Annotated in this window: 25 protein-coding genes and 1 tRNA gene; 6 read left to right on the top strand and 20 right to left on the bottom strand. The window is 58.6% G+C overall.

From position 1 onward, the window contains the following. The first annotated feature begins 6 nt into the window (after positions 1–6). From gcvP to ACZ9BB_RS02150, 5 genes are all read left to right on the top strand, one after another. Positions 7–2,859, top strand: coding sequence for an aminomethyl-transferring glycine dehydrogenase (gcvP, locus tag ACZ9BB_RS02170; protein WP_476212341.1), 2,853 nt, complete (start codon positions 7–9; stop codon positions 2,857–2,859). Between the two features lie 106 nt (positions 2,860–2,965). Next, positions 2,966–4,342: an L-serine ammonia-lyase gene (locus tag ACZ9BB_RS02165; protein WP_476212340.1), complete on the top strand. Its 1,377-nt coding sequence runs from the start codon at positions 2,966–2,968 to the stop codon at positions 4,340–4,342. Between the two features lie 38 nt (positions 4,343–4,380). Further along, entirely contained in the window at positions 4,381–5,505 is a 1,125-nt protein-coding gene (gene gcvT, locus ACZ9BB_RS02160; RefSeq protein ID WP_476212339.1) for a glycine cleavage system aminomethyltransferase GcvT, read from the top strand. A gap of 393 nt (positions 5,506–5,898) precedes the next feature. After that, entirely contained in the window at positions 5,899–6,111 is a 213-nt protein-coding gene (locus ACZ9BB_RS02155; RefSeq protein ID WP_007934683.1) for a cold-shock protein, read from the top strand. Between the two features lie 94 nt (positions 6,112–6,205). Beyond that, complete coding sequence (locus ACZ9BB_RS02150; protein ID WP_476212338.1) at positions 6,206–6,694, top strand: RDD family protein; 489 nt, start codon at positions 6,206–6,208, stop codon at positions 6,692–6,694. A 131-nt stretch (positions 6,695–6,825) separates the two neighbouring features. Here ACZ9BB_RS02150 and nadA read toward each other — a convergent pair whose 3' ends face one another. From nadA to ACZ9BB_RS02060, 18 genes are all read right to left on the bottom strand, one after another. Next, entirely contained in the window at positions 6,826–7,884 is a 1,059-nt protein-coding gene (nadA, locus tag ACZ9BB_RS02145; protein WP_476212337.1) for a quinolinate synthase NadA, read from the bottom strand. Between the two features lie 262 nt (positions 7,885–8,146). Then, positions 8,147–8,222 (bottom strand) — tRNA-Lys (locus tag ACZ9BB_RS02140). A 63-nt stretch (positions 8,223–8,285) separates the two neighbouring features. After that, positions 8,286–8,978, bottom strand: a complete 693-nt coding sequence (gene queC, locus ACZ9BB_RS02135) for a 7-cyano-7-deazaguanine synthase QueC (protein WP_428632086.1) — start codon at positions 8,976–8,978, stop codon at positions 8,286–8,288. A 1-nt stretch (position 8,979) separates the two neighbouring features. Further along, positions 8,980–9,627: a 7-carboxy-7-deazaguanine synthase QueE gene (gene queE, locus ACZ9BB_RS02130; protein WP_008072914.1), complete on the bottom strand. Its 648-nt coding sequence runs from the start codon at positions 9,625–9,627 to the stop codon at positions 8,980–8,982. Positions 9,628–9,806: 179 nt separating this feature from the next. Next, positions 9,807–10,628 carry a tol-pal system protein YbgF gene (gene ybgF, locus ACZ9BB_RS02125; protein ID WP_476212336.1) on the bottom strand — a complete coding sequence of 274 codons (822 nt, stop codon included), beginning with the start codon at positions 10,626–10,628 and terminating at the stop codon, positions 9,807–9,809. A gap of 6 nt (positions 10,629–10,634) precedes the next feature. After that, on the bottom strand, positions 10,635–11,132 hold the full coding sequence (pal, locus tag ACZ9BB_RS02120; RefSeq protein WP_003178634.1) for a peptidoglycan-associated lipoprotein Pal: 498 nt from the start codon (positions 11,130–11,132) through the stop codon (positions 10,635–10,637). 52 nt (positions 11,133–11,184) lie between these two features. Beyond that, positions 11,185–12,486 carry a Tol-Pal system beta propeller repeat protein TolB gene (gene tolB, locus ACZ9BB_RS02115; RefSeq protein ID WP_476212335.1) on the bottom strand — a complete coding sequence of 434 codons (1,302 nt, stop codon included), beginning with the start codon at positions 12,484–12,486 and terminating at the stop codon, positions 11,185–11,187. Beyond that, complete coding sequence (gene tolA, locus ACZ9BB_RS02110) at positions 12,483–13,562, bottom strand: cell envelope integrity protein TolA (protein ID WP_476212334.1); 1,080 nt, start codon at positions 13,560–13,562, stop codon at positions 12,483–12,485. Before tolA ends, tolB begins: the two co-directional genes overlap by 4 nt. Next, positions 13,562–14,014: a protein TolR gene (gene tolR / locus ACZ9BB_RS02105; protein WP_476218174.1), complete on the bottom strand. Its 453-nt coding sequence runs from the start codon at positions 14,012–14,014 to the stop codon at positions 13,562–13,564. Before tolR ends, tolA begins: the two co-directional genes overlap by 1 nt. A gap of 23 nt (positions 14,015–14,037) precedes the next feature. Continuing rightward, on the bottom strand, positions 14,038–14,733 hold the full coding sequence (gene tolQ, locus ACZ9BB_RS02100; RefSeq protein ID WP_007897030.1) for a protein TolQ: 696 nt from the start codon (positions 14,731–14,733) through the stop codon (positions 14,038–14,040). Continuing rightward, entirely contained in the window at positions 14,723–15,190 is a 468-nt protein-coding gene (ybgC, locus tag ACZ9BB_RS02095; RefSeq protein ID WP_007933231.1) for a tol-pal system-associated acyl-CoA thioesterase, read from the bottom strand. Before ybgC ends, tolQ begins: the two co-directional genes overlap by 11 nt. 127 nt (positions 15,191–15,317) lie before the next feature. Next, on the bottom strand, positions 15,318–16,379 hold the full coding sequence (ruvB, locus tag ACZ9BB_RS02090; protein ID WP_476212333.1) for a Holliday junction branch migration DNA helicase RuvB: 1,062 nt from the start codon (positions 16,377–16,379) through the stop codon (positions 15,318–15,320). Then, positions 16,380–16,997 carry a Holliday junction branch migration protein RuvA gene (gene ruvA / locus ACZ9BB_RS02085; RefSeq protein ID WP_476212332.1) on the bottom strand — a complete coding sequence of 206 codons (618 nt, stop codon included), beginning with the start codon at positions 16,995–16,997 and terminating at the stop codon, positions 16,380–16,382. A gap of 115 nt (positions 16,998–17,112) precedes the next feature. Next, positions 17,113–17,637, bottom strand: a complete 525-nt coding sequence (gene ruvC / locus ACZ9BB_RS02080) for a crossover junction endodeoxyribonuclease RuvC (protein ID WP_476212331.1) — start codon at positions 17,635–17,637, stop codon at positions 17,113–17,115. Positions 17,638–17,791: 154 nt separating this feature from the next. Next, a complete protein-coding gene (locus ACZ9BB_RS02075) occupies positions 17,792–18,538 on the bottom strand; it encodes a YebC/PmpR family DNA-binding transcriptional regulator (RefSeq protein ID WP_476212330.1) in 747 nt (248 codons plus the stop codon). A 135-nt stretch (positions 18,539–18,673) separates the two neighbouring features. Next, positions 18,674–20,449, bottom strand: a complete 1,776-nt coding sequence (gene aspS, locus ACZ9BB_RS02070; protein WP_476212329.1) for an aspartate--tRNA ligase — start codon at positions 20,447–20,449, stop codon at positions 18,674–18,676. Positions 20,450–20,571: 122 nt separating this feature from the next. Further along, positions 20,572–20,793: an FmdB family zinc ribbon protein gene (locus tag ACZ9BB_RS02065; RefSeq protein WP_010457489.1), complete on the bottom strand. Its 222-nt coding sequence runs from the start codon at positions 20,791–20,793 to the stop codon at positions 20,572–20,574. A 136-nt stretch (positions 20,794–20,929) separates the two neighbouring features. Beyond that, positions 20,930–21,268, bottom strand: coding sequence for a ribbon-helix-helix domain-containing protein (locus tag ACZ9BB_RS02060; RefSeq protein ID WP_476212328.1), 339 nt, complete (start codon positions 21,266–21,268; stop codon positions 20,930–20,932). 440 nt (positions 21,269–21,708) lie between these two features. On the opposite strand from ACZ9BB_RS02060, the gene ACZ9BB_RS02055 reads away from it, so the two are divergent. Then, complete coding sequence (locus tag ACZ9BB_RS02055; RefSeq protein WP_476212327.1) at positions 21,709–22,311, top strand: cold-shock protein; 603 nt, start codon at positions 21,709–21,711, stop codon at positions 22,309–22,311. A 63-nt stretch (positions 22,312–22,374) separates the two neighbouring features. Here the strand turns inward: ACZ9BB_RS02055 and ACZ9BB_RS02050 are convergent, their stop codons facing one another. Both ACZ9BB_RS02050 and ACZ9BB_RS02045 read right to left on the bottom strand, forming a co-directional pair. Then, positions 22,375–22,581 carry a SlyX family protein gene (locus ACZ9BB_RS02050; protein ID WP_476212326.1) on the bottom strand — a complete coding sequence of 69 codons (207 nt, stop codon included), beginning with the start codon at positions 22,579–22,581 and terminating at the stop codon, positions 22,375–22,377. Positions 22,582–22,584: 3 nt separating this feature from the next. Next, complete coding sequence (locus tag ACZ9BB_RS02045; protein WP_476212325.1) at positions 22,585–23,010, bottom strand: HIT family protein; 426 nt, start codon at positions 23,008–23,010, stop codon at positions 22,585–22,587. Positions 23,011–23,757 lie beyond the last annotated feature (747 nt).

The following is a 23,757-nucleotide window of genomic DNA, read 5'->3' as shown; positions in this document are numbered from 1 at the left end:
GCCGACATGACTCAAGTCAATCTGACGACCGCCAACGAATTCATCGCCCGCCACATCGGCCCGCGTGCAGGCGACGAGCAAGCCATGCTCAACAGCCTCGGTTTCGACTCCCTGGAAGCCCTGAGCGCCAGCGTCATTCCCGACAGCATCAAAGGCACCAGCATCCTCGGCCTGGAAGACGGCCTTAGCGAAGCCGACGCCCTGGCATCGATCAAAGCCATCGCCGCCAAGAACCAACTGTTCAAGACCTACATCGGCCAGGGCTACTACAACTGCCATACGCCGTCGCCGATTCTGCGCAACCTGCTGGAAAACCCGGCCTGGTACACCGCTTACACTCCGTACCAGCCAGAAATTTCCCAGGGCCGTCTCGAAGCGCTGCTGAACTTCCAGACCCTGATCAGCGACCTGACCGGCCTGCCGATCGCCAACGCCTCGCTGCTGGACGAAGCCACCGCCGCTGCCGAAGCCATGACCTTCTGCAAACGCCTGAGCAAGAACAAAGGCAGCCATGCGTTCTTCGCCTCCGTTCATTGCCACCCGCAAACCCTCGACGTATTGCGCACCCGTGCCGAGCCTTTGGGCATCGACGTGGTGGTGGGCGATGAACGCGAACTGAGCGACGTCAGTGCGTTCTTCGGTGCCCTGCTGCAATACCCGGCCAGCAACGGTGACGTGTTCGACTACCGCGAACTGACCGAACGCTTCCACGCCGCCAACGCGCTGGTCGCGGTTGCCGCTGACCTGCTGGCCCTGACCGTACTGACCCCGCCAGGCGAATTCGGCGCCGACGTGGCCATCGGCAGCGCCCAACGCTTCGGCGTACCGCTGGGCTTCGGTGGCCCGCACGCGGCCTACTTCTCCACCCGCGATGCGTTCAAGCGCGACATGCCGGGCCGTCTGGTCGGCGTGTCCGTGGACCGTTTCGGCAAGCCGGCCCTGCGCCTGGCCATGCAAACCCGCGAGCAACATATCCGTCGCGAGAAAGCCACCAGCAACATCTGCACCGCCCAAGTGCTGCTGGCCAACATCGCCAGCATGTACGCCGTGTACCACGGCCCGAAAGGCCTGACGCAGATCGCCAATCGCATTCATCACCTGACCGCGATCCTCGCCAAAGGCTTGAGCGCATTGGGCCTGAGCGTCGAGCAAGAAAACTTCTTCGACACCCTGACCCTGACCACCGGCGCCAGCACTGCCGCCCTGCACGACAAGGCTCGCGCCCAGCGCATCAACCTGCGTGTAGTCGATGGCGAGCGCCTGGGCCTGTCCCTGGACGAAACCACCAGCCAGGCTGACATTGAAACCCTGTGGAGCGTGCTGGCCGACGGCAAAACCCTGCCGGACTTCGCCGCCCTCGCCGCCTCGGTCGAAAGCCGCATCCCGGCCGCGCTGGTTCGCCAATCGCCGATCCTCAGCCACCCGGTGTTCAACCGTTATCACTCCGAAACCGAGCTGATGCGCTACCTGCGCAAGCTCGCCGACAAGGACCTGGCCCTGGATCGCACCATGATCCCGCTGGGTTCCTGCACCATGAAACTCAACGCCGCCAGCGAAATGATCCCGGTGACCTGGGCTGAATTCGGTGCCTTGCACCCGTTCGCCCCGGCCGAGCAAAGCGCCGGCTACCAGCAGTTGACCGATGAACTGGAAGCGATGCTCTGCGCCGCCACCGGTTACGACTCGATCTCCCTGCAACCGAACGCCGGTTCCCAGGGTGAATACGCTGGCCTGCTGGCGATCCGTGCCTACCACCAGAGCCGTGGCGAAGACCGTCGCGACATCTGCCTGATCCCGTCGTCCGCCCACGGCACCAACCCGGCTACCGCCAACATGGCCGGCATGCGCGTGGTCGTGACCGCGTGCGATGCCCGCGGCAACGTCGATATCGAAGACCTGCGCGCCAAGGCCATCGAGCACCGCGAACACCTCGCCGCGCTGATGATCACCTACCCGTCGACCCACGGCGTGTTCGAAGAAGGTATCCGCGAAATCTGCGGCATCATTCACGACAACGGTGGCCAGGTTTATATCGATGGCGCCAACATGAACGCCATGGTCGGCCTCTGCGCTCCAGGCAAGTTCGGTGGTGACGTATCGCACCTGAACCTGCACAAAACCTTCTGCATTCCACACGGCGGTGGCGGCCCGGGCGTCGGCCCGATTGGCGTCAAGTCGCACCTGACGCCGTTCCTGCCGGGCCACGCCCAGATGGAACGCAAGGAAGGCGCAGTCTGCGCAGCACCGTTCGGCAGCGCGAGCATTCTGCCGATCACCTGGATGTACATTCGTATGATGGGTGGCGCCGGCCTCAAGCGCGCTTCGCAACTGGCGATCCTGAATGCCAACTACATTTCCCGTCGCCTCGAAGAGCACTACCCGGTGCTGTACACCGGCAGCAACGGTCTGGTGGCGCACGAATGCATCCTTGATCTGCGTCCGCTGAAAGACAGCAGCGGCATCAGCGTCGATGACGTCGCCAAACGCCTGATCGACTTCGGCTTCCATGCTCCGACCATGTCGTTCCCGGTGGCCGGCACGTTGATGATCGAGCCGACCGAAAGCGAATCCAAGGAAGAACTGGACCGCTTCTGCGACGCCATGATCCGCATCCGCGAAGAAATCCGCGCGGTGGAAAACGGCACGCTGGACAAGGACGACAACCCGCTGAAAAACGCGCCGCACACCGCCGCGGAAATCGTCGGCGAGTGGACTCACCCGTACAGCCGCGAGCAAGCGGTTTACCCGGTTGCATCGCTGATCGAAGGCAAGTACTGGCCACCGGTCGGTCGCGTCGACAACGTCTTCGGCGATCGCAACCTGGTCTGCGCCTGCCCGTCGATCGAAAGCTACGCTTAAAAAAAGCAGCCTCAAGCGGCAAGCCTCAAGCTGCAAGAAAGAGCCGATCGGCTTTGACTTGCAGCTTGTAGCTTGCCGCTTACAACTACTCCAACGGAGGCCAACCATGTCGTTAAGCGTGTTCGACCTGTTCAAGATTGGCATCGGCCCCTCCAGCTCCCACACCGTCGGCCCGATGCGTGCCGCTGCGCGCTTCGCCGAAGGTTTGCGCCGTGAAGGGCTATTGGCGGCAACCACTTGCGTCAAAGTCGAGCTCTACGGCTCACTCGGCGCCACCGGTAAAGGCCACGGCAGTGACAAGGCTGTGTTGCTGGGCCTGGAAGGCGAACACCCGGACACCGTGGACACCGAAACCGTCACCGCCCGCCTGCAAGAAATTCGCGGCAGCGGTCGCTTGAACCTGCTCGGCGAACACAGCATTGCGTTCAACGAAAAAGAACACCTGGCGATGATTCGCAAACCGTTGGCCTATCACCCCAACGGCATGATCTTTCGTGCGTTCGATGCTGCCGGCCTGCAAGTGCGCAGCCGCGAGTATTACTCGGTCGGTGGCGGGTTCGTGGTCGATGAAGACGCAGCGGGCGCCGACCGCATCGTCGAAGACGCCACGCCACTGACCTTCCCGTTCAAAAGCGCCAAGGACCTGCTCGGTCATTGCAGCACCTACGGCTTATCGATCAGCCAGGTGATGCTGACCAACGAAAGTGCCTGGCGCCCGGAAGCGGAAACCCGCGCCGGACTGTTGAAAATCTGGCAAGTGATGCAAGACTGCGTCGCCGCCGGTTGCCGCAACGAAGGCATTCTGCCCGGTGGGCTGAAGGTCAAACGTCGGGCCGCGGCGCTGCATCGGCAACTGTGCAAAAACCCGGAATCGTCATTGCGCGATCCGCTGTCGGTGCTGGACTGGGTCAACCTCTACGCTTTGGCAGTCAACGAAGAAAACGCCAACGGCGGACGCGTGGTCACCGCGCCCACCAACGGTGCAGCCGGAATCATCCCGGCGGTGCTGCATTACTACATGCGCTTCATCCCCGGCGCCAACGAAGACGGCGTGGTGCGCTTTCTGCTCACTGCGGCGGCGATTGGCATTCTGTACAAGGAAAACGCCTCGATCTCCGGCGCCGAAGTCGGTTGCCAGGGCGAGGTCGGCGTCGCCTGTTCCATGGCGGCCGGCGCTTTGTGCGAAGTGCTCGGTGGATCCGTGCAGCAGGTGGAAAACGCGGCCGAAATCGGCATGGAACACAACCTCGGGCTGACCTGCGACCCGATTGGCGGGCTGGTGCAAGTGCCTTGCATCGAACGCAACGCCATGGGTTCGGTCAAGGCCATCAATGCGGTGCGCATGGCCTTGCGCGGCGACGGTCAACATTTCGTCTCGCTGGACAAGGTCATCCGCACCATGCGCCAGACCGGCGCCGACATGAAAAGCAAATACAAGGAAACCGCCCGTGGCGGTTTGGCGGTCAACATTATCGAGTGCTGATGCTCACGCGCATCTGCATACTTTTTCAGGAGCTGTATATGTCCACCGAACAACTGTTGAAAACCCCGTTGCACGCACTGCACCACGAACTCGGCGCCCGCATGGTGCCGTTCGCCGGCTATGACATGCCGGTGCAATACCCACTGGGCGTGATGAAAGAACACCAGCACACCCGTGATCAGGCAGGGCTGTTCGATGTGTCGCACATGGGCCAGATCCGCCTGACCGGCGCCAACGCCGCCAAAGCCCTGGAAACCCTGGTGCCAGTGGACATCATCGATCTGCCGGTGGGCATGCAGCGCTACGCGATGTTCACCAATGAGACCGGCGGCATCCTCGATGACCTGATGGTCGCCAACCTTGGCAATGACGAATTGTTCCTGGTGGTCAATGCCGCCTGCAAGGATCAGGATCTGGCGCATCTGCGCCAACACATCGGCGACCAGTGCACCATCGAGCCGTTGTTCGAAGAACGCGCACTGCTGGCGTTGCAAGGCCCCGCCGCTGTCACCGTGCTCGCACGCCTGGCGCCTGAAGTTGCGAAGATGACCTTCATGCAATTCACCCGCGTGAAACTGTTGGGCGTGGACTGCTTTGTCAGCCGTTCGGGCTACACCGGTGAAGACGGTTTCGAAATTTCCGTGCCGGCGGCCAACGCCGAAGCGCTGGCTCGCGCCCTGCTGGCCGAACCGGAAGTGGCGGCCATCGGCCTTGGCGCTCGCGACTCCCTGCGCCTGGAAGCCGGCCTGTGCCTCTATGGCCATGACATGAACACCGACACCACGCCGATCGAAGCGAGCCTGCTGTGGGCCATCTCCAAGCCTCGCCGTGCCGATGGCGCGCGAGCCGGCGGCTTCCCTGGCGCCGAAACCGTATTCACCCAACAGCAAGCCGGTGTCAGCCGCAAGCGCGTTGGCCTGCTGCCGCAGGAACGTACGCCGGTGCGCGAAGGTGCAGAGATCGTCAACGAAGCCGGCGATATTATCGGCAGCGTATGCAGCGGCGGCTTCGGTCCGACCCTGGGCGGTCCTTTGGCGATGGGTTACCTCGACAGCGCTTATACCGTTTTGGAAACGCCAGTTTGGGCCATTGTGCGTGGGAAAAAGGTGCCTTTGCTTGTAAGCAAAATGCCATTTGTTCCACAACGCTACTATCGCGGTTGATTGACTGTTTCTATAAGTAACGCGGTTGCGTTAACAGTGCACTAATCTGTAACGCAACCGCCATAAAATAGTGCGCGCGCTTCGTTTATGAACGTTACTTATAACAATCGAAAACCAATGAACAACACGATCGAATAAGCCTGCACTAGTGTGCCTTCTAACTGCCATCAACCTGAGGAAATCCGGGCCTTCGCAGGGCTTGTTTTTTCTCTCATAGTTGGCGTAGAGTTTGTTCACTGTGTTTGCATGGGTCGCTTGGAATCGTGACCTGGGCAGTAGCCTACAAGTTAGCTACATCCCGTTCGACGTCTTCTTACTCTCCTGCAACCAGCCCCAGTACTCTTTCACGAGAAGGAGACTGTCATTCATTTTTTGCGTCAAAGGAAATAAGAAATGTCCCAACGTCAGAGCGGTACCGTCAAGTGGTTTAACGACGAGAAAGGTTTTGGTTTTATCACTCCAGAAAGCGGTCCGGATCTGTTCGTACATTTCCGCGCTATTCAGGGCAACGGCTTCAAGAGCCTGAAAGAAGGCCAGAAAGTGACGTTCGTTGCTGTGCAAGGCCAAAAAGGCATGCAGGCTGACGAAGTACAAGCAGAAGGCTGATCTTCTGTTACGAAAAAGCCCCTGATGCTGACATCAGGGGCTTTTTTGTGCGCGTAAATCCGTAAAATGGCTTCTTTTTCATTCTGAGGCTGCCATGTCGAAACACCTGCTCAAACCACAGGGCGACTTTCCCGCCGTCGGCCTGGGTCGTCGCCTGGCAGCGATGTTCTACGACTTCCTGCTGTGCACCGCCCTGCTGATCGTCACCAGCGGCATTTACAAGATGATCCAGATGGCCATCATCGGCGAAGATCAAATGCGCGCCCTGACGGAAGCAGGCGCGCTGGACGGTGACCCACTGCTGTCGACGGTGCTGCTATTCGTGCTGTTCGGCTTCTTCGCCAAGTTCTGGACCTGGTCGGGCCAGACCCTAGGCATGCAAGTGTGGTGCATCCGCGTGCAAAACGCCGATGGCTCATCCATCAGCCTGTGGCAGGCGCTGCTGCGCTTTGTGGTCTCGATCGCGTCCTGGCTCTGCCTCGGGCTGGGGTTCTTCTGGTCACTGTTCGACAAGCAGAAGCGCGGCTGGCATGACATCTACTCCAACACCCAGCTTGTGCGCATCCCAAAGAAAACCAAATAACACAGGCAATGCAAGTCACTGTGGCGAGGGCGCTTGCTCCCGCTGCGGTGCGAAGCGCCCCCAAATGCGGCGGCTGCGCAACCGAACGGGAGCAAGCTCCCTCGCCACAACAGCTCTCGCCACAGTAAGTATCAGGCGTTGCCGGCCAACTTCATCCGCGCTGCTTGAGTGAAATCAAGCATGCGCTTGAGCGGCCGAATCGCCTGCGGAATCAACGCCGGGTCGACGAAGATCTCGTTGGTGCCCTCACGCAAGCTCTTCAGCGTGCGCTCAAGGGTGTTCATCGCCATCCACGGGCAATGCGCGCAACTGCGGCAGGCAGCGCCGTTACCAGCCGTTGGCGCTTCGATAAACACCTTGTCCGGGCACAACTGCTGCATCTTGTAGAAGATGCCGCGGTCGGTGGCAACGATCAGGGTCTTGTTCGGCAGACTTTGCGCAGCTGCGATCAGCTGGCTAGTGGAACCTACCGCGTCGGCCAATTCGATCACGGCGGTCGGCGACTCCGGGTGCACCAGAATGGCTGCATCCGGGTACAGCGCTTTCATGTCTTCGAGCTGCTTGGCCTTGAACTCTTCGTGGACGATGCAGGCACCGTCCCAGAGCAGCATGTCGGCACCGGTCTTGCGCTGGATGTAAGTACCCAGGTGCTTGTCCGGGCCCCAGATGATGGTTTCGCCGTTATCCATCAGGCTTTCGACGATTTCCAGCGCGCAACTGGACGTCACCACCCAATCCGCACGAGCTTTAACCGCTGCCGAGGTGTTGGCATACACCACCACCGTACGTTCCGGATGCTGGTCGCAGAACGCCGAGAATTCATCCACCGGGCAACCGAGGTCCAACGAGCAGGTCGCTTCCAGGGTCGGCATCAGCACGCGTTTTTCAGGGTTGAGGATCTTGGCGGTCTCGCCCATGAACTTCACACCGGCGACCACCACGGTCTTGGCCGGGTGAGCATTGCCGAAGCGGGCCATCTCCAGAGAGTCGGAGACGCAACCACCGGTTTCTTCGGCCAGGGCCTGAATGACCGGATCACAATAGTAGTGGGCAACCAGCACCGCGTCCTGAGCCTTGAGCTCGGCAGCGATGGCAGTACGGTAATAAGCCTCCTCCTCGGCCGTCAGCGGCTTGGGCTGCTTGGCGTCGAGGTGGGCTTGAACCAGAAGGCGTTCGGAAATCTGCGTCATGTTCGCAAGACCTGCAGGCGCTTTCGCGCGAAAGTCGAGTATACACCCGGCTCCGGACCCTTCGGGGTACCGCCGGGAGAGTGAGTATTCATCAGGCACGGACAGCGTTGAAGCTGCGCAAGGCTACAGAATATCCCGTGGATGCAAAAGATGATTCTGACCTGCGTCACGCAGTGCGACCCCGGCTTGAGATGAGCTCAAATCGCGGGCAAAAAAAAACCCGGAAATCCTCACTTACGTGGGCCTTCCAGATTTTTTAAAATGGTGGGTCGTGTGGGATTCGAACCTACGACCAATTGGTTAAAAGCCAACTGCTCTACCAACTGAGCTAACGACCCGCTGTGTGGTGGCGCGTATAATACTGATTTTTAAGGACTATTCAACACCTAATTTGAAATAAATTAAAAATAAGGTGTCGGGTCGCTGATTCCGGCCGCCGCAAAGCCTTCTGCACGCAGACGGCAGCTGTCGCATTTACCGCAAGCACGGCCGTTATCGTCCGCCTGATAGCAGGAAACGGTCAGCCCATAATCGACGCCAAGCTTCACGCCCGCCTGAACGATCTGCGCCTTGCTCAGGTTCTGCAGGGGTGCCTGGATACGGAAGCCATTCCCTTCTACACCGGCCTTCGTCGCCAGATTGGCCATCCGCTCGAAGGCTTCAATGAACTCGGGACGGCAATCCGGGTAACCGGAATAATCCACCGCGTTTACCCCGATAAAGATGTCACGCGCGCCCAGCACTTCAGCCCAGCCCAACGCCAGGGACAGAAACACGGTGTTGCGCGCCGGCACGTAAGTCACCGGAATGCCTTCGCTCGGCGCCTCCGGTACATCGATGGAGCTGTCGGTCAGGGCTGAACCGCCAATACCGTTCAGGTTCAGGCCGATCACCTTGTGCTCGACCACACCCAAGTCGCGGGCAACACGTTCGGCGGCGTGCAGCTCGGCACGGTGGCGCTGACCGTAATCGAAGCTCATGGTGTAGCAGCTGTAACCTTCGGCACGAGCCATGGCCACGACCGTCGCCGAGTCGAGGCCGCCGGACAGCAGGATGACCGCACGTTTTTCAGCTGTGTTCAGTTGTTCAGTCATTTCAGCGCCCCGGCTCGTCATTCCATAGATATTTATGCAGCTGCAATTGCAGACGCACAGGCAGATTGTCCGCCACCACCCAGTCCGCCAGATCACGCGCATTCAGGTCATGGTGGCTCGGCGAGAACAGGACTTCGCCGGCACGCTGATCCAGACCGTACTGAATCAGCTTGGACACGGCCCAGTCGTAGTCTTCCCGCGAGCAGATGACAAACTTCACCTGATCGTTAGGCGTGAGCAGTTCGATGTTCTCGTAGCGGTTGCGGTGTGCTTCTTTCGAGCCCGGGGTTTTCAGGTCGACGACGCGACTGACCCGTGGATCGACCGCCGAGATGTCCAGCGCGCCACTGGTTTCCAGCGATACTTCGTAGCCGGCATCACACAACTGCTTGAGCAAGGGAATGGCATTGGGTTGTGCCAGGGGCTCGCCGCCCGTGACACAGACGTAACGCGGGCGAAAACCGGCCACTTGCTCAAGGATGTCGTCGAGGGTGCGAATGGTGCCGCCAGTGAACGCGTAGGCGCTGTCGCAGTATTGGCAACGCAACGGGCAACCGGTCAGGCGCACAAAAACAGTGGGCAGGCCGGCAGTCCGCGTTTCACCCTGCAACGAGTAGAAAACTTCGGTGATTCTCAATGTGTCTTGCATAGTCGCCACGGGCGTAACAGCTAAACAGGCTGTCCGCCTCCGTCAGGCACTTCAAGGAACCCCGCCAACGCGCAGATCCCAAAAAGCGTGTTTCATAAAAAGGGGATGAATTCTAACGAAAAAACCCGCGATAGGCGCGGGTTTCTTCTAAACATAACTATTTCTACAAGCTTACAGGCTTACATACGCTGCAAATCACGCTGCGCCAGTTGAGCGGCGGAAGTGCCCGGATATTGGGACACAACCTGTTGCAGAATGCCTTTGACCCGGTCGGTATGACCGAGGCGGCGCTCTACATCAGCGAGCTTGTACAGCGAGTCAGGCACTTTTGGGTGCTTGGGGTACAGCTGTGAAACCTTGGCAAATGCCTGACCTGCACCTTGCAGATCGCCTTTGGCCAGGTTCACCTCACCCAACCAGTACTGGGCGTTGCCCGCGTATTGGCTGTTGGGGTATTTGCGCAGGAATGCGGCGAAAGCCTGGCTGGCCTTGTCGAAATCCTTGGCTTTAATCAGGTCGAAGGCTGCATCGTAATACAGTTTTTCCTTCGCCGGATCAGCCGGTTCGCTACCCGCGGCAGGGGCTTGGGCGGCTGCGGCTGCTGCACCGGGGGCATTCAAATTGCCACCGGTGGAAGAATTATCAGGAGTCGCGGCTGGTGCAACGCCGGTTCCTATGCGCCGATCAAGATCCTGATATCGCTCCAGGTTCTCCTGCTTCATGCGCGCTACATCATTTTGCAGAACTTCGATCGCACCTTGCTGGCGCTCGATTTGTTGCTGCATTTGTTGCAGTTGGTTGAACAGCTCGCCCTGTGCCGAGACAGGGGCCGAAACCCCTCCCCCGGCATAGGCGCCGTTCGTACCGTAACCCGCAGGCGGATAACTACTCCCGCTATTGTTATAGCCGGAGTTGTCTTCGACCACAGGAACCGCAGCCCACACCGCAAGCGGTGCGAGACTGAGAGCCAAAACAGTTACAGCACGACGGCACGTTCGCATGACGAATTACTTACGCAGTTCGACGCGACGGTTTTGAGCCCAGGACTGCTCGTCGTTGCCGGTAGCAACTGGACGCTCTTCGCCGTAGGAAACCAGTTCCAGCTGAGCTGGGGAAACACCTTGCAGTACCAGGTAGCGCTGAACGGCTTTCGCACGACGCTCGCCCAGTGCCATGTTGTACTCACGAGTACCACGTTCGTCGGTGTTGCCTTCCAGAACAACGCGAGCGCCGTTTGCTTTCAGGTCTTTGGCGTGAACGTCCAGAGCGCGCATGGCTTCTGGCTTCAGGTCCGAGCTGTCGTATTCGAAGTAGAAGGTGGTGATTGCGCGCAGAGCAGCTTCTTCGCTCAGGGAGCCGTCAACAGCACCAGTGTTAGCGCCGTAACCAGCGTTTGGATCAACAGCGCCTTCACCGGCGTTGTCGCCGCCTTTGGACGAGCAACCTACAGCTACAGCCATGGCCAGAGCCAGCGCAGCAAATTTACCAAACTTCAGCATTTCCATCGTGAAACTCCTAATGAACCCCAGTGTGTTAAGTAAAACGTATAGCGCCGCGTCAGTTCAGGTAAGGGGACCAGGACGGTTCTCTGACTTCGCCTTGTGCGGTAGGAAGCGGGAGCCTCACGCGTCCATTGATGGACACGAGCATCAAGACTCCCCGGCCCTGCTGGCGGGTGGCGTAGATTACCATGGTGCCGTTGGGCGCAACAGTAGGCGACTCGTCCAGAGTGCTATCAGTGAGGATCTTTACACTACCGCGCTGCAAATCCTGGGCCGCCACCTTGAAATTGGTGAAGCCTTCCTGGCGGTGAATCATCACCAGGGTCTTTTCATCGGCCGACAGTTTAGGGTTGGCGTTGTAGTTACCGATGAAGGTCACACGCTCCGCACCGCCACCACCTGCGCTGGTTTTGTAGATCTGTGGTTTGCCGCCACGGTCAGAAGTGAAGTAGATGGTCGAACCATCCTTGCCCCAGAACGGTTCGGTATTGATGCCCTGACCGTTAGTGACGCGACTGATCTGACGCGAACCCAGGTTCATCACATAGATGTCCGGGTTGCCGTCTTTGGACAGCACGAATGCCAGGCGATTGCCATCCGGCGACCAGGCTGGCGCACCATTCAGGCCTTCGAAGTTGGTGATCTGCTCACGGCGACCGGTGTCGATGTTCTGCATGAAAATACGCGGACGCTTCTGCTCGAACGACACATAGGCAATGCGCTTGCCATCCGGTGCAAAGCGCGGCGACAGGATCGGCTCGCGCGATTGCAGCAGCGTCACGGCACGGGCACCGTCATAGTCCGAACGTTGCAGCGTGTAGCGAGTGTTCTTTTCGGAGAAACGCTCGGCCGTCACGTACAACAGGCGAGTCGAGAACGCACCTTTGATACCGGTGAGTTTTTCGAACGACTGGTCGGAGATGTAGTGCGCCATGTCGCGCAGTTGATCCACGCCGCCGGACACGCTACCGGTCAGCACTTGCTGCTCGGTCGCTACGTTGAACAGTGCGTATTGCACCTGCAGGCGACCGCCCGCTGGAACAATGCTGCCGACCATGACGTACTGGGCACCCAGCGCCTTGAAGTCACGGTAGATGATTTCGCTGGCCTGGCTTGGCTGGCTGATCATGTTCTGTTTCGGAATCGGCGAGTAGTAACCCGAGTTGCGCAGGTCGTTACCGATAATTTCAGCCATGTCGTCCGGCAGCACGCTGCCGCCCTGGAAGCCAAACGGCACTACCGCGATCGGGGTGGCCCGATCACTGCCGCTGGTGACCAGAATGTTTTTTTCATCAGCTGCCGCTATCCCTGCCAGGCAGCAAATAACGACAAGCATTCCTCGAAGAAGGTTTCTCACAAGGCTAGATCCTCAGGTGTGAATGTCATCTTGAATGAACGATAGGGAGCGAAATCGCTCGGTTTCATTCCCTGCATTTCTGTCAAACGTCCAATGTTCTTGACCGCTGCTACAGCCGAAGCGTCGAACGGACCATCGCCACTGGACTTGGCCACGCCGACCGAAGTCACCGTACCATCCGGCAACATGCCAATTTGCAATACGACCGTCATGCCTTTGCGCGCCGAAGGTGGACGAGCCCAGCCTTCCGCTGCACGAGCACGGATCAGGTCATCGAAACTGCCGGCGACTTCGTCACCCTGCTCATCGGCCAAGGCCTGCTGACGCTGCGGCGTGTCGGAAAGCAAATCTGCCAGGGCCTGAGCCTTTTTGTCTTCGGCGGATTTACGTGCTGCTTCCTGCGATTTTTTCTTCGCGGCATCGGCAGCAGCTTTCTTCTTCGCGTCTTCGGCGACTTTCTTCTTCGCCTCTTCAGCTTCAGCTTTCTTCTTGGCGTCTTCGGCGGCTTTCTTCTTCGCGTCTTCGACGATCTTTTTCTTCGCTTCTTCAGCGGCCGCTTTCTTGGCCTCTTCTTCCGCGGCCTTCTTGGCTTCTTCTTCAGCTTTCTTCTTGGCTATATCAGCCAATTGTTTCTCTTCGGCCTTCTTGGCCTCAGCGGTCTTCTTCGCTTCGTCGGCTTTTTTGGCTTCATCAGCCTTTTTCGCCTCTTCCGCTTTCTTCGACTCGTCGGCCTTCTTGGCTTCTTCGGCCTTTTGAGCTGCCTCTTCTTTCTTTTGTTCCGCAGCCTTCACCGCTTCCTGCTCGACCTTCTTCTGTTCCATCTGTTCGACTTCGGTCTGGCGCGCGGCGGATTTCTTCGCCTCACCCGCAATCTTCTGATTGGTCTGGGTGGTCGCCTGACTTTTCGATTTCAACTGGTACAGGGTCGCCTGGACAATCGGCTTGGCCGGCGGCAATTCAGGTGTGAAGGCGAAACTGACGAACAGCATGCCAAAAACCAGCACGTGCAAGACAAGCGCCCAGACACTAGGCCAGAAATAGCTTTCCGAGGCGGACGGCTCTCGCATTTGCTGCATCAGGGCGCCTCGGTAATCAAGCCAACATTACCGACCCCGGCCTTCTGCAACCCGCCCATGGCACCCATGACGGCGCCGTAATCGACGGTCTTGTCGCCACGGATGAACACCTGCGTACGCTTGCCGCCTTCAGTGCCGGCGCGAATGATCTTGGTCACGGCGTCAGTCATTTGCGGCAAGGTCATGGCCTTGTCCTGCTGCTTATCGGTGTCGACTTCGCTGCCAAGGTTCCAGTAATAGGTCTTGTCAGCCTTGATCGAAATGGTCAGGACCTGGGTGTTGTTGTCCTGCGGCAAGGCTTCGCTGGAAACCTTGGGCAGATCAACTTTCACGCCCTGATTGAGCATCGGCGCGGTCACCATGAAGATGACCAGCAGTACCAGCATCACGTCGATGTAAGGCACCACGTTCATCTCGGCAACCGGCTTGCGCTTTTTGCGAGCTCGAGCGATTAAAGCCATTGGAAATTACCTGCTTATTCTTCGCTGGTGTGCACTTTGCGGTGCAGGATCGCCTGGAACTCGTCGGCGAAGGTGTAGTAACGGCCCAGCAGGGTTTCGCTGCGGGCAGCAAAACGGTTGTAGGCGATTACGGCCGGGATGGCGGCGAACAGACCGATCGCGGTAGCGATCAGTGCTTCGGCAATACCCGGGGCCACAGTGGCCAGGGTCGCTTGCTGGGCAGTTGCCAGACCACGGAAGGAGTTCATGATGCCCCAGACCGTACCGAACAGACCGATGTACGGGCTGACGGAACCGACGGTGGCGAGGAACGGCAGGCTCTGCTCGAGTTTTTCTTCCTCGCGGGAGATGGCCACGCGCATGGCACGAGCCACGCCTTCCATGACCGCTTCCGGGTCAACGCCTGACTGCTGACGCAGACGGGAGAATTCCTTGAAACCGGCACGGAAAATTTGTTCTACGCCCGAATCCGGATCAGGGTTGCTGCCGGCCTGACGGTAGAGTTTGGACAGGTCGATACCCGACCAGAAGCGCTCTTCAAAGCTCTCCAGGGCACGTCGACCGGCGCGCAGCAAGTTGCTGCGCTGAAAGATCATGATCCATGAGGTCACCGATGCGGCTACCAGGATCAGCATTACCAGTTGCACCACGATACTGGCATTGCTGACCAGGCTCCACATGGAGGAATGGTCGACGACGTTAGCTTCCACGCTTTATCTCCTGCTTTGAGTGTGTACCCGCGCCGCTCACGTCGGCAAAGGCCGCACGTAGAGCTTCGGGAATGGCCCGGGGTTTCAAACTGTTAGTGCGCACACAGGCCACCAGAAACTGCCCTTCGCAGAGCAGCACATTATCCGTAGCCCGCCTGACCTGCTGTTTGAAGCGCAGGCTGACCCGGTTCAATTCAATTACTTCAGCGCTTACCAGCAGCTCATCGTCCAGTCGCGCCGGCGCGTGGTAACGAGCTTCGCTGGAATGCACGACGAACAACAGGTCCTCCCCTGCCAGCGCCGACTGGGCAAAGCCCAGCTCCCGGAGCCGCTCGGTTCGAGCCCGTTCCATAAACTTGAGGTAATTGACGTAATACACGATGCCGCCCGCATCGGTGTCCTCGTAATAAACGCGACAACGATGTGCGAACGGCTCAAGCCCGTTTTGCGCGCGCATACTCTAGTGCTTACTCCTCAGGTTGCCAATCCGGCCAGGCAACTGTTTTTCATTGATTCGCGGCTTTCTGGTGAAAGTACGGTCCTGGGACAGCACAAACCCCGAATAAATCAGCGCGCAAAGGTGATTAATCGTCCACGGCATCGAGGAACTCGTCTACCACGGGCATCTCGCCTAATCGTGACGGGATGTTTAAACCGAAGTGCAGGTACGCATGTCGAGTGACCACCCGCCCCCGCGGAGTGCGCATGATATAGCCCTGCTGGATCAAATACGGCTCCAGCACGTCTTCGATGGTGTGACGTTCTTCGCTGATCGCCGCCGCCAGACTGTCCACCCCCACCGGCCCACCGTCGAATTTCTCGATCATGGTCAGCAGCAGGCGTCGGTCCTGATGGTCGAAACCACGCTCGTCGACATCCAGCAGGTTCAGCGCCAGGTCGGCGATCGGCTTGGTGATGTGGCCCTTGGCACGCACCTCGGCGAAATCCCGGACCCGGCGCAACAAGCGGTTGGCGATCCGCGGCGTGCCACGGGCACGCCGGGCGATTTCAAAGGAGCCTTCCGGGTCCAGTGGCAAACCGAGAATGCTCGCCGAACGGCTGACAATCGTTGCCAGGTCGGCGGTGCTATAGAACTCCAGACGCTGGACAATCCCGAAACGGTCGCGCAACGGGTTGGTCAGCATGCCGGCCCGGGTGGTTGCCCCAACCAGGGTGAACGGCGGCAGATCGAGTTTGATCGAGCGTGCGGCCGGCCCTTCGCCGATCATGATGTCGAGCTGGAAATCTTCCATGGCCGGGTACAGCACTTCTTCGACGATCGGCGACAACCGATGGATCTCGTCGATGAACAGCACGTCATGGGGCTCAAGGTTGGTCAGCAACGCCGCCAGATCACCCGGACGTTCGAGGACCGGCCCCGAGGTGCTTTTGATCGACACGCCCATTTCCTGGGCAATGATGTTGGCCAGGGTGGTCTTACCCAAGCCCGGAGGGCCGAAAATCAGGGTGTGATCCAGCGATTCATTGCGCCCGCGCGCAGCCTGGATGAACAACTCCATTTGCTCGCGAACGGTCGGCTGGCCAATGTATTCGGCCAGGCTGACGGGCCGAATCGCCCGGTCCTGGACTTCTTCACGGTCACGGGGACCACCCGTGGCGGCGATCAGACGATCAGCTTCAATCACTTAGATCATTCCCTTAAGGGCACGACGAATCATGTCTTCACTGCTCAAACCTTTCTCCTTGATCGCGGAAATCGCCTTGCTGGCTTCCTGCGGCTTGTAGCCCAGGGAAATCAGCGCGCTGACCGCGTCATTTTCGGCGGTGGCGACCGGAGTTGGCGCATCTGGCCCACCCGGCTGGTTTGGTACCAACGCGAACATCGCCGGCACGGTTTCCCAGGCCTTGAAGCGATCCTTGAGTTCCACCAGCAAACGCTCGGCAGTCTTCTTGCCCACGCCCGGCACCTTGGTCAGCGCCGAAGTGTCCTGGGACTGCACGCAACGCACCAGCTCATCGACTTCCAGACTCGACATCAAGGCCAGCGCCAGTTTCGGCCCTACCCCATTAAGACGGATCAACTCGCGAAAAAAGTCTCGCTCACGCTTGCCGAAGAAGCCATAGAGTAACTGCGCGTCTTCGCGTACGACCAAATGGGTGTGCAAGGTCAGCGGTTCACCGACCGACGGCAAGCGATAAAGCGTGGTCATGGGCACTTCCAGCTCATACCCCAGACCATTTACATCCAGAATCAGGTGCGGCGGCTGTTTCTCAGCCAGGGTGCCGCGCAAGCGTCCAATCACGTTTCAGATCCTTGAGCGTTGGCCAGATCAGTGCTGGCGACTGACAGAACAAGGGTTTTGCGCCGACAACACAGGCGCAAAACCCTCATTCCATAAAAAATGATTGCTGATGCTATCAGAGACGCAGGCGCCCGCCACGACTGCGTGCGGTGCCCAGGCCATGGGGCAACAGGCTGGAACGGGTGTGAGCGTGGCAAATCGCGATGGCCAGGGCATCCGAGGCATCGATTTGCGGCTTGCTGGTCAATTTCAGCATGTGCATGACCATCATTTGCACCTGTTCTTTGTTCGCTCCGCCGGTACCAGTCACCGCCTGCTTGACCTGGGTCGCGGTGTATTCGGCAATTTCCAGGCTTTCTTCAGCGCCGGCCACGATGGCTGCGCCGCGGGCCTGGCCGAGCTTGAGGGCCGAGTCGGCGTTGCGGGCCATGAAGACTTTTTCGATGCCCATGGTCACCGGACCATAGGTCTGAATGACTTCGCGCACGCCGCGATAAACGATTTGCAGGCGCTCGTACAGCTCGCCGGAGCCCGTGCGAATGCAGCCCGACGCCACGTAGACACAGCCACGCCCGGTATCGCGAACCACGCCATAACCGGTGATGCGCGAGCCGGGGTCGATTCCTAGGATTAAAGTCATAACGCCTGCAGAAAGAGATCGCGGTGGCTTGAGGATAACTGTGTAGGAGCTGCCGAAGGCTGCGATCTTTTAAGTAAAAAGCCAAAATCAAAAGATCGCAGGCTTCGCCAGCTCCTACAGAGGCCAGGTGAAGGCTGCGATCTTTATCAATGCATCAACAGAGCTGAGCGGCCACCGCCTCTGGAATGTCGGCGTTGGAGTACACGTTCTGCACATCGTCCAGGTCTTCGAGCATGTCGATCAGCTTCAGAACCTTCTCCGCGCCTTCCAGGTCCAGCTCCGCGCTGGTGGTCGGCTGCATGACGATTTCCGCGTCATCGCCCTTGAAACCAGCGGCTTCCAGGGCATTACGTACGGCATAGAAGCCGGTGAACGAGGTGAACACATCGATCGAGCCGTCTTCGTGGGTGACCACGTCATCGGCGTCGGCTTCCAGTGCCGCTTCAGTCAGTGCATCTTCATCGACGCCCGGCGCAAAGCTGATCTGCCCCTTGCGCTCGAACAGATACGCCACCGAACCGTCGGTACCCAGGTTGCCGCCGCACTTGCTGAACGCGTGACGCACAGCCGCTGCGGTACGGTTGCGGTTGTCGGTCATGCATTCGACCATCACCGCCACGCCGCCCGGGCCGTAACCTTCGTAGGTCAGCTCGACCATATCATCGGTATCGGCAGCGCCGGCACCACGGGCCACCGCGCGGTCGATGATGTCGCGGCTCATATTCGCACCCAGCGCTTTATCCAGCGCCAGGCGCAGACGCGGGTTGGAGCCCGGATCAGCCCCGCCCTGACGGGCAGCAACCGTCAGTTCACGAATCCATTTGGTGAAGATCTTGCCCTTTTTGGCATCCTGACGTTCTTTGCGGTGCTTGATGTTCGCCCACTTGGAATGACCCGCCATAACTCGCTCCGAATTATCTTTGACACATTGCCCGCCACGCCATGATGCGCCAGCCGGCAAACAAAAATCTCGACCTGCATCGATCTATACAAGAAAGAAAAAGGCGCATCCGAAGATGCGCCTACAAGGCCAGCCTTACTCAGCCTTAGGCGTTTCGCGCAGACGAATGTGCAGTTCGCGCAATGCCTTGGCATCCACCAGACCCGGTGCCTGAGTCATGACGCAGGCGGCGCTCTGGGTTTTCGGGAAAGCGATCACTTCACGGATCGACTGGGCACCGGTCATCAGCATCACCAGACGGTCCAGGCCGAAGGCCAGGCCACCGTGCGGCGGCGCGCCGTATTTCAGGGCGTCGAGCAGGAAGCCGAACTTCTCTTCCTGTTCCGCTTCACTGATACCCAGCAGACGGAACACCGACTGTTGCATTTCCTTGCGGTGGATACGGATCGAACCGCCACCCAGCTCGGTGCCGTTCAATACCATGTCGTAGGCACGGGACAATGCGGTTGCCGGGTTGGCTTCCAGTTCTTGCGGCGTGCACTTCGGCGCGGTGAACGGGTGGTGCAACGCGGTGAAGCTGCCGTCGTCGTTCTCTTCGAACATCGGGAAGTCAACGACCCACATCGGTGCCCACTCGCAGGTCAACAGGTTCAGATCGTGACCGACCTTGATCCGCAGCGCGCCCAGGGCTTCGCTGACGATCTTGGCTTTGTCGGCACCGAAGAACACGATGTCGCCGTCAACCGCGCCAACGCGATCAAGGATCACATTGAGGTTGGCTTCAGGGATGTTCTTGACGATCGGTGATTGCAGACCTTCAACGCCTTTGGCGCGCTCGTTGACCTTGATGTACGCCAGGCCCTTGGCACCGTAGATGCCAACGAACTTGGTGTAGTCGTCGATCTTGCTGCGCGGCATGCTTGCCGCGCCTGGAACGCGCAGAGCGGCAACGCGGCATTTCGGATCGTTGGCAGGGCCGCTGAACACCTTGAAGTCGACTTCTTTCAGTTGATCGGCAACGTCAACCAGTTCCAGCGGGTTACGCAGGTCCGGCTTGTCGGAACCGTAACGACGCATGGCCTCTTCGAAGGTCATGTGCGGGAAGTCGCCGAACTCCAGGTCCAGCACTTCCTTGAACAGGTTGCGGATCATTTGTTCGGTGATGCCCATGATCTCTTTTTCATCGAGAAAGCTGGTCTCGATGTCGATCTGGGTGAATTCCGGCTGACGGTCGGCGCGCAGATCTTCGTCGCGGAAGCACTTGGCGATCTGGTAGTAACGGTCGAAGCCGGCGACCATCAGCAGCTGCTTGAACAGCTGTGGCGATTGCGGCAAGGCGAAGAAGGAACCGGCGTGAGTACGGCTCGGCACCAGATAGTCGCGCGCGCCTTCCGGAGTCGCACGGGTCAGGATCGGCGTCTCGACATCGAGGAAGCCGTTCTCGTCCAGGAAGCGACGGATACTGGTGGTCATGCGCGAACGCAGACGCAACTTCTCGAGCATTTCCGGGCGACGCAGGTCGAGGAAGCGATAACGCAGGCGGGTTTCTTCGCCGACGTCGGAGAACTCGTTGAGCGGGAACGGCGGGGTTTCCGCTTCGTTCAATACTTCCAGCTCATAGCCCAGCACTTCGATCATGCCCGACGCCATGTTGGCGTTGGTGGCACCGGCCGGACGCAGGCGAACCTTGCCGGTGATCTTGACCACGTATTCGCTGCGCACGCGATCGGCGGCGGCGAAGGATTCAGCGCGGTCGGGGTCGAACACCACCTGGGCCAGACCGTCACGATCACGGATATCGAGGAAAATCACCCCGCCATGGTCGCGACGACGGTGAACCCATCCGCAAAGGGTAATTTCCTGGCCTTCCAGGCTTTCGTTCAGTTGGCCGCAATAATGGCTGCGCATCATGGTAGTGGTTTCACTTCTCGTAATTCGAAATTCGGTTGGAGGTCTTGCCGCACCCCCACACTTAAATAAGGTGCCGGATGATGCAAGAGCTCGCGCGTGTCATTCAGCCCGGGCGCTAGACCCTAGTCAGCTTTGTCGCCACCGGCCAGATTCTTCTTGGAACCGGTCTTGAAGTCGGTTTCGTACCAGCCGGTGCCGCTGAGGCGGAAGCCCGGCATGGACAGCATCTTTTTAAGCTCTGGCGCCTGGCAGGCAGGGCAGTCGACCAGCGGTGCTGCGCTGATCTTTTGAATGGCTTCCAACTGATGACCACAGGAAGCACATTGGTAATCGTACATCGGCATGGGAGTTGTCTCGGCGATCAGATTGCTACCGCGCATGCTGGGCTTTGCGGCAAAGAGCGGGATTATATCCATTAAATGCAGCCTGTGCAGCCGTAAGACTGCACAGACCGACACCGAACCCGATCTACCCGCACTGCTAAGCCATTACGAGGCAACTGCCCTCCTTCAGACTACGTACGACGCAGACGACTCGCACCAGCCCGGTGAAGTTCTTTACCCCGCCATGACGTAAATGCACTTCGCGATCCACATGGGACAGCAGCGCACTGACCGAACAGCAATTGACCCTGGCCATGTCGCCCAAAATATCCCAATAGACCTGCTCAAGCCGCAAACAGGTCGCAAAGCCATTCAAACGCACAGACCGGGATAAGGGCTGGGCCAGGCCCATATCGAATTCGCTGACAAATGGATCAATCCTTATATCCTTGAGTGGACCGACCCCCTCCTCGTCTCGCCTATCTTCATAAACCATACCGTTGACACTCCTTTGTCATCCCTGCCTTTTGTAAAGGTCATCTCTGTTTCCTTATAAAAACGCAGGCGCAACGGCATATCCAGATGACTTTATGACCATCGACGTAGGATAAGCCAACAATTGAGGGGCGATCATGGAGCTCTTCCTAGGCCGGATGATTTCCTACGAAAACTGACGCAATGTCATTCAACGAAAAGGCAACAACCCCCAGAAACACAGTGCGCGACTACACCCCCCCCTTGGAAGCACCGCCGGACCGCCTGATTTGAGTAGCCGCAGGCTTTGCTGTTAAATAGACAGTGTGTCGCTACCACCTATTTTCCGGGGGCTGCGCATAGGCTGATATCAGGTACGTGCCCAACGCCTCTTATTGTTCTGAAGCGAACCGTGCTCTATCAGCTCTTCCTTGTGATCCGTCTTAACGTGAGTTAATCAAAATGTTGAAAATCGTCCACCTGCTAATGGGCGCAGCAGCCCTGCTGCTGTCCTTCATCCCTAGCCTGCGATCCGAAGCGCTACCTTACCTGCAACAACCCGATGCGCTGTACCTGGCCTTTTTCGGCCTGCTCAACCTCACCCTCGCGCCTGTTATCCCTTACTGGAACAAAGGCCCGCGTCATCAATTGCAAAACCTGGTCAGCGCCTTGCTGGTTCTGGCTGTCGTGCTGCAAACCCTGACGCTGATCGCCCCGATGCCTGTCATCGCCGGTCAACCTGCCGTTCTGTTCAGCCTGGTCGCTGCCCTGATCGCCGTATTCCTGCACCTGGCCATCAGCTTCTACAAATCTTCACCGGCCGCCGCCGCGCCAAGCTATGACATGAGCAACCGCGATACTGGCACCGTCAAATGGTTCAACACCTCCAAAGGCTTCGGCTTTATTTCCCGTGATTCCGGTGATGATATTTTTGTGCACTTCCGGGCAATTCGCGGTGAAGGCCACCGTGTTCTGGTCGAAGGCCAGCGCGTGGAGTTCTCTGTCATGAACCGTGACAAAGGCCTGCAAGCCGAGGATGTGATCGCCGCCCTGCCGCGTCGCTGACTCCAAGGCTAAAAAAAACCGCGAACAGCCCTGGCTGTTCGCGGTTTTTTTATGACCTGTTTTTCAATAATGCGGCGGTGGCGCCTCTTCTTCGAAGGACTCGAACTGGCCGACCATTTCCTCCTGCCGCTTGAGCAGCGCCGTCATCTGAAGTTGCAGGCGCTCAACCGCATGCTGCTGCGCCGCCAGCACATCATTCAATGTCTGGATGGTGTCATCCTGAAACGCCAACTGGCTTTCCAGATCGGTAACGCGTTCTTCAAGGCTCATGACTCAACCCTCCAGAAACGTGAAGTCATCGGTCAACACCAGACGCAGCCGTTCGCGAATCGTCGCGATCTGCTCTGGACTGTAGGGTTTGGCCGGCTGCTTGCCCCAGACCGGAGCTGGCCAGGCGGCGTCCTCGCGCTTGCGCACAATCACATGCATGTGCAACTGATTGACGACGTTACCCAAGGCCGCGATGTTCAACTTGTCCGCGTCGAACGAGTCCTTGAGCATTTCCGCCAGCGCGGTGGTTTCCTGCCACAGCTGCTGCTGATCTGCGCCATCCAACTGAAATATTTCACTGATATCCTCGCGGCGTGGCACGAGGATGAACCAGGGGTAGTTCGAATCATTGGACAACAGCAACCGGCAGAGCGGGAAATCGCCGATTGGCAACGTGTCTTGTTGAAGTCGTGGATCTAAAGCGAACACAGCGCACCCTCCCCTCAGGTCATCTTTTTTCAGCTTAGCGCCCCTCACCGAAAGACGGCGCACCAAGCGACAGGACGGCAGCATACCTGCGAACGCCACGCGCTTCACGACGAACTGCCGCCGGGCGCCCTGACATGAGCCACTTTTATCCGGCACGCACCACGACAGAACCAGCCGCCACCCAAAAAATGCCGAAATGACCGATAAACAACGCGCTGTTCGAATCCACGACAAAGCGAGATTGTGTGAATTCAGTACAGGAAATAAAATTTTTTGCACCAAAACCGCACAACGCGTCTACGCTCAGTGCGTCAGCATCCGCCAATTACTCACAGGCAGGGTGAACCGGTAACGTTTTTGGTTGTCACCCTCGCAGGTTCAACAGGGCAACCACGATGCAATGCATGGCGTCAAGCTCAACTAAAACAGGCTTGAACCCCCCGGTTTTATGAGGTATTTACAGCAACAGGCAGGCCTTTGGAAAAAAACGGCAACAGAATTCCGATTTGTGCACGCTTGTTGCATTCACCCCCGTATCGTCTATAAGTGCTCCGCTGGAAGTGGAGGCCTTAAGGCCAATAAAAACAGTGGCAGGGTTGCCCGATGGAGATTCAAGTGCAGGACAAGGGACTCTTTTTACCGATGCTCAAGCCCTGGAAAACAGCGCTGAAATTGTCAGTCCGATTGCGTCGGAATTGTGAATTTGCGACATCTACCCAGCCATTCGCGACAGGGTCGTAAAGAAGC

It is taken from the genome of Pseudomonas sp. TE3552 (assembly GCF_056278945.1).
This window is presented reverse-complemented; position numbering and strand designations above follow the sequence as displayed.